Origin of the sequence: Cohaesibacter marisflavi (assembly GCF_900115225.1) — a bacterium.
GTDB classification, from domain to species: Bacteria; Pseudomonadota; Alphaproteobacteria; order Rhizobiales; family Cohaesibacteraceae; genus Cohaesibacter; species Cohaesibacter marisflavi.
Genome location: NZ_FOVR01000013.1, coordinates 111,308 through 128,093, shown reverse-complemented (window position 1 = coordinate 128,093; position 16,786 = coordinate 111,308). Strand labels below are relative to the sequence as shown.

The following is a 16,786-nucleotide window of genomic DNA, read 5'->3' as shown; positions in this document are numbered from 1 at the left end:
CTTCCCCTCAAGACAGGCCAGTGAGATGACACACCTAGATGCAGCGCCTCCCCGCACCTTTCTCAGTCCTTTTCGGCTCAAACGGCATGTCATGCCCGGCTTCTCACTGACGCTGGGCACAAGTCTGCTGTTTGTTTGCCTGATCATCCTGCTGCCGCTCAGTGGTCTCTTCTGGCAAATGAGCCAGTTGGGCCTTGCGGACTATTGGCGTATCATCTCCTCCGAACGCACCTTGGCCTCTTTCCGCGTAACGATCAGCGCAGCCGCTTTCGCGACGCTCTTTAACGCAGTCTTTGGCTTGCTGCTCGCCTATGTGCTGGTGCGCTACAAGTTCCCCGGCAAACGTCTGCTCGACGCGCTGGTGGATCTGCCCTTTGCCTTGCCAACGGCTGTTGCAGGCATCGCGCTGGTCGCCCTTTATGACAAGAATGGCTGGATGGGTACTCTGCTTTCTGCGGTCGGTTTGAAGGTGGCCTACACATGGTGGGGCATTGTGCTGGCCATGATGTTCACCTCGGTGCCCTTTGGCGTTCGCACGGTCCAACCCGTGCTCGAAAGCCTCAAACCGGACGCAGAAGAAGCGGCCCGAACCCTTGGTGCGCGCGACTGGCAGGTTTTTCGCCATATAGTGTTTCCGCAGGTCTGGCCCAGCTTCATCACTGGCGCCTCACTGGCCTTTGCCCGCTCCCTCGGCGAGTTCGGCGCGGTGATTTTCATCGCTGGCAACATGCCCTTCAAGACCGAGATCGCCTCACTGCTGATCATGATCCGGCTTGAAGAATATGACTATCCGGCAGCCAGCGCCATTGCTGGAACTATCCTCTTGATTGCCCTCTTCGTTCTGGTGGCTGCCAATATCGCTCAATCCCGCGCCACCCGGCATTTACACAAAGGGAGTTCCTGATCATGACGGCTCCATCTTCCACACCGCCCATCACCAACCCTCAGGTGCTGGCGCTGCTGCGTCAGAAGGCGCGCAAACGGGCAGTACTGATCGTCGTGGCACTCCTGTTCGCCGCCCTCGTGATGGCGTTACCGGTCATTGCAATCTTCGCCCGCGCCTTTCAGGAAGGGTTTGAGGTCTACAGTGCCAATATCACGACGCCGGATACCCTGCACGCCATTTGGCTGACGGTGCTCACGGCGCTCATCGTGCTGCCGATCAACCTCATCTACGGCATCGCGGTTTCCTGGGCCATTGTGCATTATCGCTTCCCCGGCAGACGGGCGCTACAGATTATCATCGAACTGCCTTTCTCCATTTCGCCCATCGTTGCCGGCCTCTGCTACCTGCTGATCTATGGCGCCACCGGCGTTGTTGGTAGTTGGCTGGATGGCTGGGATATCCAGTTGATGTTCAACCTCTTCGGCATCGTGCTGGTCTCCCTGTTCGTCACCTGCCCCTTCGTGGCGCGCGAGCTGATCCCGCTGATGGAAATCTCCGGGCAGGATCAGGAAGAAGCCGCCTTGACGCTTGGGGCTACCGGTTGGCAAACCTTCCGCCATGTCACGCTGCCAAAAATCAAATGGGCTCTCCTTTACGGTGCCATTCTGGCCAACGCCCGGGTGATTGGAGAGTTCGGCGCGGTGAGCGTCGTGTCCGGCAATATCCGGGGTGAAACCATGACCCTGCCACTACAGGTGCAGCTGCTTTACAACGACTATAACGCCACTGGCGCTTTTGCTGCCGCAACAGTCCTGACGGTGATCGCCGTCATCACCCTTGTTCTGCGCTCAACCATCGAAGCGCGCCATCCGCACGAGCATGCCTAGGAAAGCAATCATGTCACTACAGATTCAGAATATCAGCAAATATTACGGCGCTAATCTGGTGCTTGACGCGGTTAGCCTTGATATTGAGCCGGGGGAGTTCATCGCCCTTCTGGGGCCGTCCGGCTCTGGCAAAACCACGTTGCTGCGCACCATTGCCGGTCTACAATTTGCCGAAGGGGGCACACTGTCCTTTGACGGAGAGGACATTACCGGCCTCGATGCTCGCGAGCGGCGCTTCGGCATGGTGTTTCAGAACTACGCCCTGTTCGAACATATGAGCGTTGCCCAGAATGTGGCCTTTGGTCTCAAAATGCGCGAGCGTAGCGCTCGCCCTTCGGCAAAGGACATCAGCCGCCGTGTCGTTGAACTGCTCGACATGGCCCAGATCGGCCATTTGGCAGAGCGTTTCCCAAGCCAGCTTTCCGGTGGTCAGCGTCAGCGGGTGGCCCTCACGCGGGCGCTCGCCATCGAGCCAAGGCTGTTGCTCCTGGATGAACCCTTCAGCGCACTGGATACGCGGGTGCGCAAGGATCTACGTTTTTCCCTGCGCAGCCTGCAACAGAAAGTCGGCGTCGGTGCCATTCTGGTTACCCACGATCAGGAAGAAGCGTTTGAGCTGGCGGACCGCATTGCCGTCATGGCAGACGGCAAGATCGAGCAGTTCGATACACCGGCTAATCTGATCAAAAAGCCATCCTCGCCATTCGTGGCAGAATTCCTCGAAGGCGCCGGCGGTTACAACCAATCCGGCGCGGGCATTTAGGCCGATTTCATCAAACAAAACAAAGGGGCCAACGCGGCCCCTTTTCTATTTCATTGGAACTGATCTGAGCCAAAGCCAGACTGACTAGAGAGCCTGATAGGTCTCATCCAGCGCCCCGAGAAACGTGCTGGCATGGTCGCTCAACTCTTTCGACTGACCGGACAAATGCTCTGACCGTTCGGCGACGCTCTTGGCCGCAACTTCAGTTTCCTTGGCAGCCTCTTCCACGCTGCCCAGAGCAGCATTGATCTGCTCCGCACCGCCAGAGGCCTGTGTCACGTTATCAGCAATCTCCTTGGCAGCCGACGCCTGCTGCTCAACAGCCGTTGCGATAGAAGAGGAAATCTCGTTGATATGTGAAATCGTGCCCGCGATTTTTTCAATCGCAGCAACGGTCTCGCTCGTGGAGGTTTGAATACCGGAAACCTGTCCTGAAATTTCCTCAGTTGCCTTGGCAGTCTGGTTGGCCAAATCCTTCACTTCAGCAGCAACAACAGCAAAGCCGCGCCCGGCTTCGCCCGCACGCGCAGCTTCAATAGTGGCGTTCAGAGCAAGCAGGTTGGTCTGCTCGGCGATTTCCTGAATAAGCCGGATGACATCACCAATGCGGCTCGCCGATGTGGCCAGCTCGCTGACAACATTGGTGGTGGCCTCGGCCTGACCGGATGCTTCATGCACCACTTCGGTTGAGGTCGTCACCTGCCGACCAATTTCCTCAATCGAGGCGGACAGTTCTTCAGTTGCAGCCTGCACAGAGCGCATATTGTCAACCGTCTGGTTTGTAAGGCCAAACAAAGCCGAGGTTTCACTGCTGGTGCGCTGCGCCCCGCCAATCATCTGCTGTGCAGTTGCCTGCAAGTCACCTGCGGCATCCTGAATGGTCTGGGCAACACTGCCAACACTATCCTGAAAGCTGCTGGATAGCGTTTGGAAGCTGCGGTTTCTGGCAAAAGCTGCTTCGCTATTCACCGCATCCTGCAAGACTGCACAGGCATATGGCACGTCATCGATCACGGCAACCGATATATCCACCAGCGAGCCAAAACTGCCACCATCATATTTGTTATAGATAATCTTGCCCGACCAGTTGCCGGACTTCTGGATGGTGTCTTCAACATTTTTGACATAGTCATCCACGCGAACACCGCCATACTGCTCCTTGGCCAGAAGCTCAGCGACCGGGCGGCTTTGCACCGATTGCAGGGATGGGTATCCCGACGCCTTCAGAAAAGCCTTGTTGACATAGACGATGCCTTCGCGTCCCGGCGCCAGACAGTTGATAAATACACCAGACGGAGATCCGTCCATTGCTGCGGCGACGAGATCATTCAACGAAGACCCTTCAGCTGCCTTTTCTTTACGTAGCCCGAACATCGAAAGCCTCCCAAGACCCTGCTATCTAGAAATTCATGGGCCGAAGTTTGCTACCGAATTCTTTGACAAGGTGTTAACCATCTGTGCAACAAAGAAAAATTGCCGGTATAACACCGGATAGTCAGCTAAAGCATAGTATTTTTATCAAGACCTAAGGCGCCTGTCGGCACAAACTCGATGGGGTGCGCCCCATGCTTTGAACAAAATGCCAAAGCAAAAGAGAAACACCCCATCTCCAGTCCCCCCCACGGGAACTCAAAATCAGATCAGCAAAAGCCCACCAAACCTTGCCGTCACCAGAACGCTGGACGCTTTTTGGATCAAAGACGCATTGAAAGACATAGGAAAAACAATACCCGTCCCATAACGCCTTAGCACCATATGGAAGGTCGGCAAGTCTTTTAACAACAATTATAGAAAGGGAGATTACAGAAAAAAGGTCAACAGAACTAGTACATTTAACAATGTTATTTTGACTAATTATTGGACTTTATCCAACAAAATGAAATTCATGCCCAAAACACAGTCAGTTAGACAAGCACGTAACGACACGAGCCCGATCTGGGTTGATTGCAGAAGGAAATAGGAGGATGCCCTGAATCGAGCACCCTTCTGCTTGACCCGCCCCCTTATTGTGCGGCAGCCCCTTGTCCGCTGACATGAGCATATTGCTTCTGATGAAAATGGATCGCAGGCAACACGATCAAATCAACAATCTCAATAATGCTATTGAGATTGGGCTGTTGCAGGGTCATGAAAAACTCACTGCGCATCAGATCGAAAGGCAAATGCTTGATGCGATCTGGAATCGGCAACACGCTGATTTCGCCACGCTGAATGGCATTCAGCAGAACCGCATCGAGAACCGAATTGCTGGCAATAACAATCTTCTCTCTCAGTTCCATGGGCTTAACAGATGTCTCTCTGTAATATTCCATCAGCTGAGAGGTAAGAACCATCATCAAATGGCCCCGCATTTCGCAAACCTGGTTCAACAGCGCAATCAGATCATCGCGTAGAGACCCTCTGTCGGGCACAGTGGGTTTGTTCTGCTGGAAATAGTGCAAAAGAGCCGCTTCAAACAGCTCCACCTTGTTGGACCATCGACGATAGACAACCGACCGACTTGTCTTGGCGCGCTTCACGACACCTTCCACGGTATATTGCTGAAATCCATAGACCAGCACTTCTTCCCATGCAGCATCCAGAATTGCTCGCTCGAGGGCTTCCCCTCGACGCCTTTTTTTCTTCTCAGTCAAATGCCCCTCCACCTTAATAGAAACAGCAACGCTTCCTGCTGAACCGAACACCCGCCTTTTAGATACAGCACCGTACTTTATGTTTCAAGTATGATAATTTTGACAAAAACATCATACGATTTGACACTTTTACGATTATTGTCAATTGGCAAACCAATCTGCATTTGTAAAAAAGCCGCTTGAAAAAAGAAAAGCATGCAGATTGGTCCGCATGCTTATGAATGAGGATTAACGATCTTTCCGCGGCCAAAATGCCGCATGAAGGCTGCCTAGATTTCTTTCGCCCAAGGCGGATTGGCGCCTTTGCGGGAAACGGTAACCGCCGCCACCCGCGCAGCAAAAGCCATAGCCTCACCGATCTGATCATCGGAAACGCCCTTGAGAGCCTCTTTGCTCAACAGGCCCATTTCATCCAGTTTGGCCAGAATACCGGCATTGAAGGTGTCACCGGCCCCTACGGTATCAACCACACTGACCTGCTCGGATGGCGCAGATATGGTACGGCCATCAGCAAGATAAGCCGTTGCACCCTCCGCGCCTTTGGTGATCAGGATGATCGTCGGCCCGAGTTTTTTGACCTCGGCCACCTGGTCATCCAGATTATCAAGATCAGGGAAAAACCAGGCAATGTCTTCATCCGAAAGCTTCACGATATCGCTATGCGCCATCATGGAGCAGATGCGCGTGCGATAGACATCCGCATCCTCGATAAAGCCCGGCCTGACATTCGGGTCCATCATGATCACATGGTCTTCCGCTTCCCTAAGGGCAATCGCCTGATAAGTGCGAGCGCAAGGCTCGACCGCAAGGCTGATACCGCCAAAAAACAGGGCGTCGATGGATGCGGGCACGGCCCCCACTTTCTCGATTGAAAGCATTCGACCGGCAGAATTCTCGTCATAGAAATGATAGGTCGCATGCCCATCAACCAGCTTGACAAAAGCCAAGGTTGTCGGCCGCTTGCTCACTTCGCTCAGGCTTGCCCCGACACCGCTCTGCTCCAGAGAATCCCGGATTTGCTCTCCGAACAGATCAGACGATAGACCAGTCAGGAATTCAGCTGGCACCCCCAAGCGCCCCAAGGCAATCGCAGTGTTGAAGACAGCCCCTCCAGAGCAGGGCTCATAGGTCAGCGTTCCCTCCACACTCTTGGTGGGTATCATGTCAATCAACGCTTCTCCGCAGCATATGATTCTCGGCCCGTTGCTCACTGTTCAAATCCTCCCTGATAAACCGGTTCAACCCAGCCTCTTGCTTCGCTCAGACATTCTGAAAACTGAAGATCGGCTCCTGTACAATTTGTGAAACGCCCTCACTGCTCCCGTCCAATATGGATAGCAGCGTTTTGCCCATCAGCAGACCGGCATTCTCGATATCCTCATACACGCGATCAAGTGTCGGCGAGATCTGCTCCAGAATGGCGCTGTTGGTTTTAACCACAGCCTGATAGTCCACGCCCCGCTTGAGGCCGATATTGCGCAACCCAGCATTCAGCGCCAGATAGCTGGTCTCGCCGGGGCAAATGAAGCCGAACACATCGCCTTCCTTGCGATCAGACAACAGCTCCACCGCCCATGAGCGGATGGCTTCAAGATTGGAATCCAGTGTAACCGTGTCCGGAATGACATAGTCCAGACCCGCCTGCCGCACGGCCCGCATGAAACCGTAGCGCAGATGCTGGTGGAAGGTGAAGCCCTCCTGCGGCAGGATCATGGAAAGACGGTTACAGCCAAGATCTGCCAATCTGTTGGCAGCCTGAAAGGCAAAATCCTCATTGTTGAAGTCAATGAAACTATGCTTCTGCGAGAAATCCGTGCGCCCATGCGAAACAAAGGGAAATTTCTTCTCAAGCAAATAGCGAACGCGCTCATCGAAATTGCGCGTCCGCGTCAGCACCAGCCCATCCGCCAAACCGTTCCGCACCACATATTTGATCGGAGCGATATCATCTCCACCAGAAAATGTGGGCGTTATGATCAAATGATAGCCAGATCCCTCCAGAGAGCGGGTCAGCCCCTCGATCATGCTGTTGCCAAACCCGAAAATCTCGTCATGGGGGCTCAACATCAGGCCGATGACGCGCGTCTTTCCGGTTCTGAGTCGCTGAGCCGCACGGTCTGGCACATAGCCGATTTCCTCGGCAACCTTGGCCACCTGCTGTCGCGTTGCCTCGGCGATCTTGGGATCCCCCTTCAGGGCACGAGAAACGGTTGTAACCGCCAGCCCCATGATTTGCGCAATCGTCTTTTGCGTCGGCTTGGTTGACCCTTGCTGCATGAAATCCCTTCAACGGCACGCGCTATTCAGCCTGAATGGCAGAATTTAATACGTAACTTTTTTGATCAGGAATGAAGACTATGCCATTTTTTTCCCAATTACAAACAGTTAGAGATTTATCCAACCTAGCTATTGTAACGATATAAAATTCTCTCGATTTGTCCTATACTACCTTCAATTGCAGCGTTGCAGTCAATTTTCTAACAGCGAATTCAGAGAGCAGCTTTGATGAAACGTTCCCATGTCAATGAAATCCTGAAAGAGGCAGACAGCTTCATTCGATCCTTCGGCTACATTTTGCCACCCTTTGCCTATCTCTCTCCCGAAGAGATGAAGGCCACCGACCATAGCCTCTATGTCGAGCGCGCCATGGGATGGGATATCACCGATTACGGACTTGGGAAGTTCGACGAACTTGGCCTGTTTCTGTTCACCGTGCGCAACGGCATTGCAGAAGACCTCAAACGCGGCAAAGGCATGCTCTATGCGGAAAAGATCATGATCAGCCGCAAAGACCAGCTTTCCCCGATGCATCGCCATTATCTGAAGGCCGAAGACATCATCAACCGCGGCGGCGGCAAGCTGGTGCTCGAACTCTGGGCGCCGAATGAAGAAGGGACAATCGATCGCGAAAAGGATGTCGTGGTTCCCATTGACGGCCGTATGAAGACCCTCAAGGCGGGCAGCCACCTCAAGCTGGATCCGGGTGAAAGCATCACGCTGATGCCGGGCGTCTGGCATTCCTTCTGGGGAGAAGGCGACGATGTGCTGATCGGCGAAGTTTCTACCGTCAATGACGACAAGACCGACAACTGGTTCGAAATGGATATCGGTCGCTTCTCCTCCATCGAAGAAGACGAAGCACCTCGCCACCTGCTCGTCTCCGACTATGATACATTCCTGAGTTAAAATCCGCAGAAGACGAGACATAAAAACACCCGCAAGCTAAAAGACTTGCGGGTGTTTTCATTTCCAATGGAACAGGCCAATTTACAGCGAGATGCGATAGACCCCGAAGCCGGCTTCGCTGGTCTCGCCGGTTGCCTCGATGGAAACCGCTTCTACATCCTCGACGAAAGCAGCCGCTTTCGGCCCTGTTTCAAACAGAACCGTCGTGTCAGCCAGAGGAGCCAGCGACCAGTTGGAATCTGCCGTCGGGTTCACGGTTCCCTTCTCGACAATGTAGCGCACAATCACATCGCGGTTGGTATCCGGCGCGGTCAGAATGATGGTGGAACCATCACAGCCCGGGAAGTGGCCGCCACCGGCAGCGCGATAGTTGTTGGTTGCCACAATGAACTCGGCTTCAGGGTCAACCGGTTTGCCGTCATACATCAGATCGACGATACGGTTGGCATCGGGATTGATTTCTTCCTTTCCGTCAGAAGAATATTTTGACGGCTGGGAAATATCGATCTTGTAGGTCACTCCGTCGATCACATCGAAATTGTAGGATGGGAAGTCTGGATTGAGCAGAGTCTGATCCTTGCCACCGGCTTCCACCTGATTGAAGATCCCGGCGGAACGCTCAAGCCAATCCTTGACCTGCTGTCCGGTGACTTTCACCGCCCGTGCGGTGTTGGGATAGAGATAGAGGTCAGCCACATTCTTGATGGCGACCGGGCCGGCTGGCACATCGGTGTAATAATCAGGCCCACCACGACCGCCGCATTTGAACGGAGCAGCAGCAGAAAGCAGCGGTAACCCTTCAAACTCGGAGCCCTTCAGCATCTGCGCGGTGTACCAGAGCTGCGCATTGGAGACGATCTGCACGGATGGATCATCAGCCACCAGCGCGAAATAGGAATAAAGCGCCGAAGCAGCTTCCCCCACCGGACGACGGATATAATCAAGGGTTTCCTCATGGGTTTTCTGGACGGGTGCCAGAACCGACGCCACACTTTCCACCAGCGGAATATATTTCCGTTTTTCGCGCTTGTAGATAGGACGGGCCTCGGAAACATGCGAAGCGATGGCCCATTTGCCATTTTCATTCTTCTCAAGCAGCAGATCGATCAGCCCCAGATGCGAGCCCCAGAAGCCAGCCATAACAGCCGGTTTGTCCATCAAGGTGCCCTTCTCGTTGTCGACGCCCTTGATGTCGGCATAGTTGCCAGGAAAGACACGGTGATGATGGCCGGTAAAGACAACGTCGACATCCTTCACACCGGCCAGATAGAGAGCAGCGTTTTCCATCCCTTCGGAATAACCACCACCGGCAATGCCCGAATGACACAACGCAATGATCAGTTCGGCGCCCTCTTCCTTCATTTGCGGCACATAGGCTTCGGCTGTCTTGACGATATCGCGCGTCATGACCTTGCCTTCCAGATTGGCCATATCCCATGTCATGATCTGTGGCGGTACAAAGCCGATGAACCCAAGCTTGATGGTATGCTCATTGCCATCACCATCCTTGATCGTCTTTTCAAGAATTTCATATGGCTTGATCAGGGTTTTGTCCTTGGTGGGATCAGCTCCGAGCGTATCACCCATGGCAATATTGGCACAAACGAAGGGGAAGTTCGCCCCGGCGAGTGCCTTCTTGAGGAAATCGAGGCCATAGTTGAATTCATGGTTACCAAGGGTAGCCATGTCATAGCCAAGGGTATTCATGGCCGCCATCATTGGATGCAGCTGATCCCCCTCAAACCCGCGTTCATAGGCAACATAATCGCCCATCGGATTGCCCTGAATAAGATCTCCGTTATCCAGCAACATGGAATTGGACGCTTCGGCACGAATGTCATTGATCAGCGCGGCCGTACGGGCAAGACCGGCTGAATCCGTTGGCTTGTCACCGTAATAATCATAAGGAAAAATCGCGACGTGAATGTCGGTCGTCTCCATCAGACGCAAATGGGCCTGCCCCGCCTTTGCAAAGGCGGAAAAAGGATGCAAAGCAATCAGCGCGCCTGCGCCAGCAGCACCAGCCAGAAAGCGGCGACGGGAAAGTGAGAGTGTGGACATAATCAAGCGCTCCTTGAATCAAAATAGACACTTCATTGAAAACACGGGCGAAATAGGCATCAAACAGACAACCAGCCCCGCAATGCGAGCAAAGACCGAGCGAGTGCGAGCCAACAGCATCTCCTCAGAACGGTTTTCGCTCCAATAACAACAAACAGGTTGTAGAGTTTATGTGCTTTTATTGTGACGCACACAGGCCTTCGCGCCAATCGGGAAGAAAGTCACAGATAATATGCGTGGTACAGAAAGAGAAAGGCCCTCTCCCTCTCTCTTGTCCCTTCATTGGCAACACCCCTATCGCGAATGGTCATCGGTCAAGCGGCAGGCCATGAAGAAAGAGCTGAAGGCTGAAGTCCACATGATTGCGAATCTGCTCAGCCGTCATTCCCTCCTCCCTGCGCATCAGCAACGGCGTCCGCTTGGAAAGCAGCATGGCGTTATACATGTGCGCATAGGCCTTAGCCTCTTGCTCAGGCAGATACTGACTTAGAAAAAGCGTGAGTTTGCCTAGCCAATAGGGCTGTGCGTGGAAACGAAACAAATCGCCAAGCTCGCTGCTATGCTTGCTTTCCGATAGCATCAAGCGAAACAATGCCAGATTTCGAGACCGCATATGACGCGTCAGGAATGCGACCCCATAAAGGCGTAATTCTTCAGCCAAATCTCCCTCGCTTGAGAAGAAGAACTCTGTTTCATCTTCATCGAAACGACCAAGAAGCGCAGTAAACAGCGAAACTTTGGAGGGAAAGTAGCGATAAACCGTCTGCTTGGTGACCCCCGCCTCCAACGCCACGGCATCCATGGTGGTACCACTATAGCCATTCGCCAGAAACAGCCGTTCGGCAGCCTCTACGATGGTTTTTTGTTTCAAACGGATTTTCTCGGCAACTTTCATAAGAACACCAACAGAGCTTGCAAATCATACTAACCAGTATTATGTTCAAATTCTTGAAAATACAAGTCAGGATTAATCATCAATGACACATCACGAAAAAGGTCTAACCTATCTTCTGGTCGCCGCCGCTCTCATGAGCTTGGATGCGGTCTTTATTCGCCTATCCGGCCTGCATGGCTTTGCTCCGTCTTTCCTGTTCGGCGTCTTCTCGTTGATCTCGATGACGCTGCTGACCCGCATCCGGGAAGGCCATCTGCTTCCGGTCATCAAGGCCGGTGGCTTCATGCTGTTTGTCTCCGGCGCCATCATGGGCGTCAGCGGAACAGCCTTTACCCTCGCTGTGCAAAAGACGACCGTCGCCAATGTGCTGCTCATCATGAGCGTAACGCCCATTCTCTCAGCCATCTTCAGCTGGATTTTCCTTAAGGAGCGCCTGCAGAAGCAGACCTTCTTTGCCATCCTCCTCTCCATGGCCGGCATGTATATCATCGTACGAGGCTCTCTGGCTTCCGGCGGTATGGCTGGCGACCTGATCGCGCTCACCGCATCGCTGGCCGTATCGTTGAATTTCGTAGTCTGGCGCAAATTCAGCCAGCTCAACCGCTCACTGGTGGTCGGCGCTGGCGGCCTGTTCATTGGCCTGTTTGCGGTTCCCTTCATCAAGGTGGGCGACTTCGATATGTATGGCGTGCTGATCATGATGGTCATGGGCCTGTTTACCGCCCCCGTCGGCCGCATGCTGAATGCCATGGCCACCCGCCTTATCTCCGCTCCGGAAGTCAGCCTCATCGCGCAGATCAAGATTGTCATCGCACCGGTGATCATCTGGGCGCTGTTCGGAGAAGTTCCTAGTGAGGCAACCTTCATAGGCGGCAGCCTCATTCTGATTGCAGCCTTGGGTCAGCCACTTCTCAAACTCTATCAAATGAAACGAGCACCGGCACCAGCCATCGCAGAATAAGAGCAGACGGACCATCTGCTCAAGGACCAAATTCGTGACCCAAAAAGAAAGCGCAACCTGCATCTGACAGGCTGCGCTTTTCTCTTGTTTCTTATCCTGCGAGATTTGTTAGGCCCATCCGTTCGGCCCAGAACATCGGCCCCCCTTTCCAGCGCGGGAACCCATATCCATGGATTTCGACCAGATCGATGTCCGATGGTTGCCCGGCGATCCCTTCTTCCAGAAGAGCCTGCCCTTCTCTCGCCATCGCAGTGATCAAATGGCTTGAGATTGCATCCAGAGGCATTGGCTTTTGAGCCTTCATTCTCCCCTTGAGCAACTGGGCAACTGCGTCCGAAGGGCGCGGGGTGCGGTCTCCTTTGTTGTAGTCATACCAGCCGCCGCCGGTCTTCTGCCCCTTGCGCCCCGCTTTGACCAGAATGTCTCCCAGCGTTTCGGGCACGTCTTTGCCTGCGGCACGCGCACCTTCCCGCTGTAGAAAGGCGATATCAAGCCCTCCCAGATCCTGCGCTTCGAACGGCCCCATCCGGAAACCGAAAGACCGCATCGCTTGATCGATATCAGCAATGGCTACACCATCAAGCAGAAGCGTCTCTGCTTCGCTCCGATAGCGCTTGAGAATGCGATTACCGATGAAACCTTCGCAAATACCGGCCTTGACCGGCATCTTGCCCAACTGCCGCGCAAGCGCAAAGGCTGATGCCAGCACCTCCTCAGCCGTTTCAGTCACCGGCACAATCTCCAGCAACTTCATGATATGGGCCGGACTGAAGAAATGCAGCCCGATGAACCGCTCCGGATTGGGAAGGCCCTCAGCAATTGAGCGCGGATCGAGATAGGAGGTATTGGTCGCAAGAATGGCATCAGGCCGACAGTGAAGCACAAGCTCCGCAAAGACAGAGCGCTTCACCCCGATTTCCTCAAAAACAGCCTCAATGACAAGATCGCACGGCACCAAAGCGCTATAGTCCACGCTGCCAGTAACGCCGTCCATGCACTCGGCTTTGCCTTTGGCATCCAGCTTGCCGCGTTTAACAGCTCCATCGAACAAGGTGGACAGGGTATCCATCCCGCGATCCAAAGCGGCTTGATCCCGCTCAATCAGCACAACGGGCAGGCCTGCCAGTCTCAGGGCAGCCGCAATGCCCGCGCCCATGGTCCCCCCCCCAATCACCCCGACAGTATGCACTTGTCGTGGCGTAACGAAGCGCAGGGCATCAGGTCGACCGGCTGCCCTTTCTGCAAAAAACACATGACGCAAGGCTGCTGCCTCGTCTGACTGGCGCAACGTAAGAAACGCTTCGCGCTCCTTCGCCATCGCATCCGAGAAGGGAAGCTCGGATCCCTGACGGATCAATTCCAACGCCTTCACAGGGGCCTGATGTCCAGCTTTGGCCACGGCCTTCTTTGCCTCTTGCCAAAAAGCTTCTGGCATCGGCTCCACAGGGCGCTCTGAAGCCACTTCAGGCAAGGGGCGGTCCAAGGCGGCTCGCGCAAAGGCTATCGCCTCGTCTTCCAAATTCCCTGCGACGACGCCGTCCAAAAGGCCTGCAGACAGTGCCTTGTCTGCCTTCCATGGCCGTCCGCTGGTGACAAGTTCCACCGCAGAGGCTACCCCGGCAAGACGCGCGGTGCGCACAGTGCCAGAGGCCCCCGGCACGATGCCCAACGTCACCTCAGGCAGCCCGACCTTGGCGTCTGGTGCAGCAACACGAAAGCGGCATCCCATGGCCACCTCGAACCCGCCCCCCAGAGCGGTCCCGTGGATCGCAGCAATCCAGGGCTTTCGAGCCCCTTCGATACGTGCAACCACATCAGGCAAGTGGGGCGGTTGAGGGGGCTTGCCGAACTCACGGACATCTGCACCGGCAATAAAGGTTCGCCCCGCACACTGCAGCACCACCGCCCGCACAGCCTCATCAGCCTCGCAATCCTCAACAGCATCCAGCAATCCTTGGCGGAGAGCCACCGAGAGCGCATTGACCGGCGGATTGTCAACCGTGACGATGGCAATATCACCCGCACGGCGCAGGCGAACAACAGATGAATTTTTCGCGTCCATATCAAATCCCCAAATAGGCTTCACGAATGCGCGGATCTGCAATCAACTCCGATGCAGGACCGCTCATCGTCACCTGCCCCGTTTCCATCACATAGCCGCGATCGGCGATCTTGAGCGCTCCGAAGGCATTCTGTTCCACCAGCAAAACCGTCACATCGCGCGCCTTCAGGCTTTCAACCACCTCAAATATTTGCGCGACCAGCAAAGGCGCCAGCCCCATCGACGGTTCATCCAGCAAAAGGCAATGCGGACGCCCCATCAGGGCCCGCGCAATGGCCAGCATCTGCTGCTGCCCTCCAGAAAGCCCGCCCGCCATCAGGTTGCGCTTTTCCTTGAGGATCGGAAACATGGTGAAAGCATCCTGCATATCCGCATCCACCCGATCATCGCTGAAAAGAAAGGCACCAAGGCGCAGATTTTCCTCCACCGACAGATTGGTGAATATTTGCCGCCCCTCCGGCGACTGCGCTAGTCCACGTTCCAGTCGCTTGAAGGCAGGCACTGCTGTGATCACCTCACCACGAAAATCGATCTGCCCCGAAGTGACAGGTTGCGTACCGGAAAGGCACTTGAGAAGCGTTGTCTTGCCTGCCCCATTGGCCCCCACCACGGTCACAATCTCACCTGACTTGACCTGCAGATCGATCCCGTGCAGCACCTCGATGCGCCCATAGGCCGAATGCAGTTTCTCAACCGTCAGCATTGGCAACCTCCCTTTCCACGCTCGGGGTATCCTGCCCCGCCTCCGCGCCCAGATAGGCCGAAATCACCTCGGGATTTTTCGAAACCTCTTCCGGGCTGCCTTCGGCGATTTTCTCACCGTGATCCAGAACGACAATATGATTGGAAATCCGCATCACCATCTTCATGTCATGCTCGACCAGCAGAATAGCGATGCCAGAGGCAGCAAGCTCCGCGATAAATGAATCGATCTCTTCGGTCTCGACCGCATTGCAGCCAGCCGCCGGTTCATCAAGCAGCAAAACCCGTGGCTCCATAGCCAGTGCGCGCACGATTTCCAGCCGCTTGAGCGATCCGTAGGACAGATTGCCCGCCACTTGGTCGGCGGCCTTGTCCAAACGTACCCGCTTCAGCAGATCCATGGCTTTCGTCCGCACCTCCCGTGCCCGTCGTTTTGTGCTCGGCAAAGAGAGAATGTCGGCCAACAAATGACCTCGCTCGGCCAGATGAAAGCCGACAATGACATTTTCGAGCACAGTCATATCCTGAAAAATCTGCAGATTCTGGAATGTGCGCGTCAGTCCCTTGCGCGCCAGACGGTGTGATTCAAACCGTGTGACATCCTGCCCATCGAGCAGTACCCGCCCCGTGTTGGGCAGATAGACGCCGGAAATCATGTTGAAGAGGGTCGTCTTGCCTGCGCCATTTGGCCCGATAACCGAGACAACTTCGCCCGGCTTGGCAGAAAAGCCCACATCATTGACCGCCCTTAGGCCACCGAAGCTGATCCCCAGTCCTTCAATTTGTAAAAGCGTCATTCTCCCCTCCCTCTCAACCGGGCAGCGATGGAAGGCAACAGCCCTTTGGGCAGAAAGATCATCACTAGGATCATCACAAGCCCCATGACCAACTGCTCATATTCGGCGAATATCGTGAGAACCTGTGGCAGCAATGTAAGTATCGCCGCCCCTAATGTGGCCCCCAGAACAGAGTTGACGCCTCCCAGAACAGCCATGGTCACCATCTCGATGGAATGCATGAAGCCGGCAACATCAGGTGTGATGAACTTATTCTGTAAGGCCAGAAGAGACCCGGCCACCGACGCATAGACAGCAGAAATCACGAAGGCTTGCAGCTTTACCTGCGCAACATCGATACCGACAGTACGCGCGGCGACTTCCGAGCCGTGCAGCGCCCGCATGGCCCGTCCTGTCGCGCTATGGAACAGATTGAGCGCAATCCAGACCCCAATCAGCAAGACGGCCCCACAGACCAGATACCAGAATTCTCCGCTGGAAAGCTTGATACCGGCATCCTTGAGCCAGCTTCTCAACCCCAGTTTCGCCACAGCCGTTCCATCCGGACCGCCTGTCAGTGCGCGCTCATTGGTCAAAACCATGGAGACCAGAATGCCGAACCCCAAAGTGGCAACCGCGAGATAATACCCTTTGAGACGCAAGATCGGCTTGCCGATAAGCGCTGCCATACCAGCAGAAACAACAGCACCCAGAATGACTGAGAAAGCTGGATGTAACCCGACATAATCAGGTCCCAGAGCGCAGGCATAGGCCCCTATGCCAGCAAATCCGGCATGGCCAAGGCTGATCTGGCCCGCATAACCGATCAGGATCACCAGGCCGACGACGCTGAGGGCGTTGACAAAGATCAGCGCTCCGACCCGATAATAGTATCCAGAGGGAAAAAATGCCGGCAACGCGATGATCAGCACAAACACGATCGCCAGTTGTATCCATTTCAGATTTGATTTCAT

The 16,786-nt window shown here is 54.6% G+C and carries 15 protein-coding genes; 5 read left to right on the top strand and 10 right to left on the bottom strand.

What is annotated here, in order from left to right; translation table 11 throughout:
• The first annotated feature begins 25 nt into the window (after nt 1-25).
• The 3 genes from cysT to BM258_RS19850 are packed head-to-tail and all read left to right on the top strand — an operon-like array spanning nt 26 to nt 2,536.
• The gene (cysT, locus tag BM258_RS19860) at nt 26-904 is read left to right on the top strand and encodes a sulfate ABC transporter permease subunit CysT (RefSeq protein ID WP_090074982.1); all 879 of its coding nucleotides are present in this window, start codon (nt 26-28) and stop codon (nt 902-904) included.
• Nucleotides 905-933: 29 nt separating this feature from the next.
• Nucleotides 934-1,773, top strand: a complete 840-nt coding sequence (gene cysW / locus BM258_RS19855) for a sulfate ABC transporter permease subunit CysW (protein ID WP_407062739.1) — start codon at nt 934-936, stop codon at nt 1,771-1,773.
• A 10-nt stretch (nt 1,774-1,783) separates the two neighbouring features.
• Nucleotides 1,784-2,536: an ABC transporter ATP-binding protein gene (locus tag BM258_RS19850; RefSeq protein WP_090074980.1), complete on the top strand. Its 753-nt coding sequence runs from the start codon at nt 1,784-1,786 to the stop codon at nt 2,534-2,536.
• An 84-nt stretch (nt 2,537-2,620) separates the two neighbouring features.
• Here BM258_RS19850 and BM258_RS24970 read toward each other — a convergent pair whose 3' ends face one another.
• The 4 genes from BM258_RS24970 to BM258_RS19830 all read right to left on the bottom strand — a co-directional run bounded on the left by BM258_RS24970 (nt 2,621) and on the right by BM258_RS19830 (nt 7,446).
• Nucleotides 2,621-3,910 carry a methyl-accepting chemotaxis protein gene (locus BM258_RS24970; protein WP_090074979.1) on the bottom strand — a complete coding sequence of 430 codons (1,290 nt, stop codon included), beginning with the start codon at nt 3,908-3,910 and terminating at the stop codon, nt 2,621-2,623.
• A gap of 629 nt (nt 3,911-4,539) precedes the next feature.
• Nucleotides 4,540-5,169, bottom strand: coding sequence for a TetR/AcrR family transcriptional regulator (locus BM258_RS19840; protein ID WP_139229334.1), 630 nt, complete (start codon nt 5,167-5,169; stop codon nt 4,540-4,542).
• A 269-nt stretch (nt 5,170-5,438) separates the two neighbouring features.
• Nucleotides 5,439-6,362 carry a carbohydrate kinase family protein gene (locus BM258_RS19835; protein WP_280141793.1) on the bottom strand — a complete coding sequence of 308 codons (924 nt, stop codon included), beginning with the start codon at nt 6,360-6,362 and terminating at the stop codon, nt 5,439-5,441.
• Nucleotides 6,363-6,429: 67 nt separating this feature from the next.
• Nucleotides 6,430-7,446 carry a LacI family transcriptional regulator gene (locus tag BM258_RS19830; protein WP_090074976.1) on the bottom strand — a complete coding sequence of 339 codons (1,017 nt, stop codon included), beginning with the start codon at nt 7,444-7,446 and terminating at the stop codon, nt 6,430-6,432.
• Between the two features lie 228 nt (nt 7,447-7,674).
• Here BM258_RS19830 and BM258_RS19825 point away from each other — a divergent pair, with 228 nt between their 5' ends.
• Nucleotides 7,675-8,355 (top strand): D-lyxose/D-mannose family sugar isomerase, encoded by a 681-nt coding sequence (locus BM258_RS19825; protein WP_090074975.1) that lies wholly within the window; start codon nt 7,675-7,677, stop codon nt 8,353-8,355.
• A gap of 81 nt (nt 8,356-8,436) precedes the next feature.
• On the opposite strand, the gene BM258_RS19820 is transcribed toward BM258_RS19825, so the two are convergent.
• Both BM258_RS19820 and BM258_RS19815 read right to left on the bottom strand, forming a co-directional pair.
• Nucleotides 8,437-10,416 carry a bifunctional 2',3'-cyclic-nucleotide 2'-phosphodiesterase/3'-nucleotidase gene (locus BM258_RS19820; RefSeq protein ID WP_090074974.1) on the bottom strand — a complete coding sequence of 660 codons (1,980 nt, stop codon included), beginning with the start codon at nt 10,414-10,416 and terminating at the stop codon, nt 8,437-8,439.
• Between the two features lie 307 nt (nt 10,417-10,723).
• The gene (locus BM258_RS19815; protein ID WP_175528179.1) at nt 10,724-11,287 is read right to left on the bottom strand and encodes a TetR/AcrR family transcriptional regulator; all 564 of its coding nucleotides are present in this window, start codon (nt 11,285-11,287) and stop codon (nt 10,724-10,726) included.
• 106 nt (nt 11,288-11,393) lie between these two features.
• Between BM258_RS19815 and BM258_RS19810 the strand changes: the two genes are divergently transcribed.
• Nucleotides 11,394-12,272: a DMT family transporter gene (locus BM258_RS19810; protein WP_090074972.1), complete on the top strand. Its 879-nt coding sequence runs from the start codon at nt 11,394-11,396 to the stop codon at nt 12,270-12,272.
• Nucleotides 12,273-12,363: 91 nt separating this feature from the next.
• On the opposite strand, the gene BM258_RS19805 is transcribed toward BM258_RS19810, so the two are convergent.
• Genes BM258_RS19805 through BM258_RS19790 form a run of 4 tightly spaced genes read right to left on the bottom strand, consistent with a single transcriptional unit; the run spans nt 12,364 to nt 16,786 of the window.
• The gene (locus BM258_RS19805; RefSeq protein ID WP_090074971.1) at nt 12,364-14,334 is read right to left on the bottom strand and encodes a 3-hydroxyacyl-CoA dehydrogenase NAD-binding domain-containing protein; all 1,971 of its coding nucleotides are present in this window, start codon (nt 14,332-14,334) and stop codon (nt 12,364-12,366) included.
• Between the two features lies 1 nt (nt 14,335).
• The gene (locus BM258_RS19800) at nt 14,336-15,037 is read right to left on the bottom strand and encodes an ABC transporter ATP-binding protein (protein WP_090074970.1); all 702 of its coding nucleotides are present in this window, start codon (nt 15,035-15,037) and stop codon (nt 14,336-14,338) included.
• Nucleotides 15,024-15,833 carry an ABC transporter ATP-binding protein gene (locus BM258_RS19795; protein ID WP_090074969.1) on the bottom strand — a complete coding sequence of 270 codons (810 nt, stop codon included), beginning with the start codon at nt 15,831-15,833 and terminating at the stop codon, nt 15,024-15,026. The genes BM258_RS19800 and BM258_RS19795 overlap by 14 nt, the downstream gene beginning before the upstream one ends.
• A complete protein-coding gene (locus BM258_RS19790; protein WP_090074968.1) occupies nt 15,830-16,786 on the bottom strand; it encodes a branched-chain amino acid ABC transporter permease in 957 nt (318 codons plus the stop codon). The genes BM258_RS19795 and BM258_RS19790 overlap by 4 nt, the downstream gene beginning before the upstream one ends.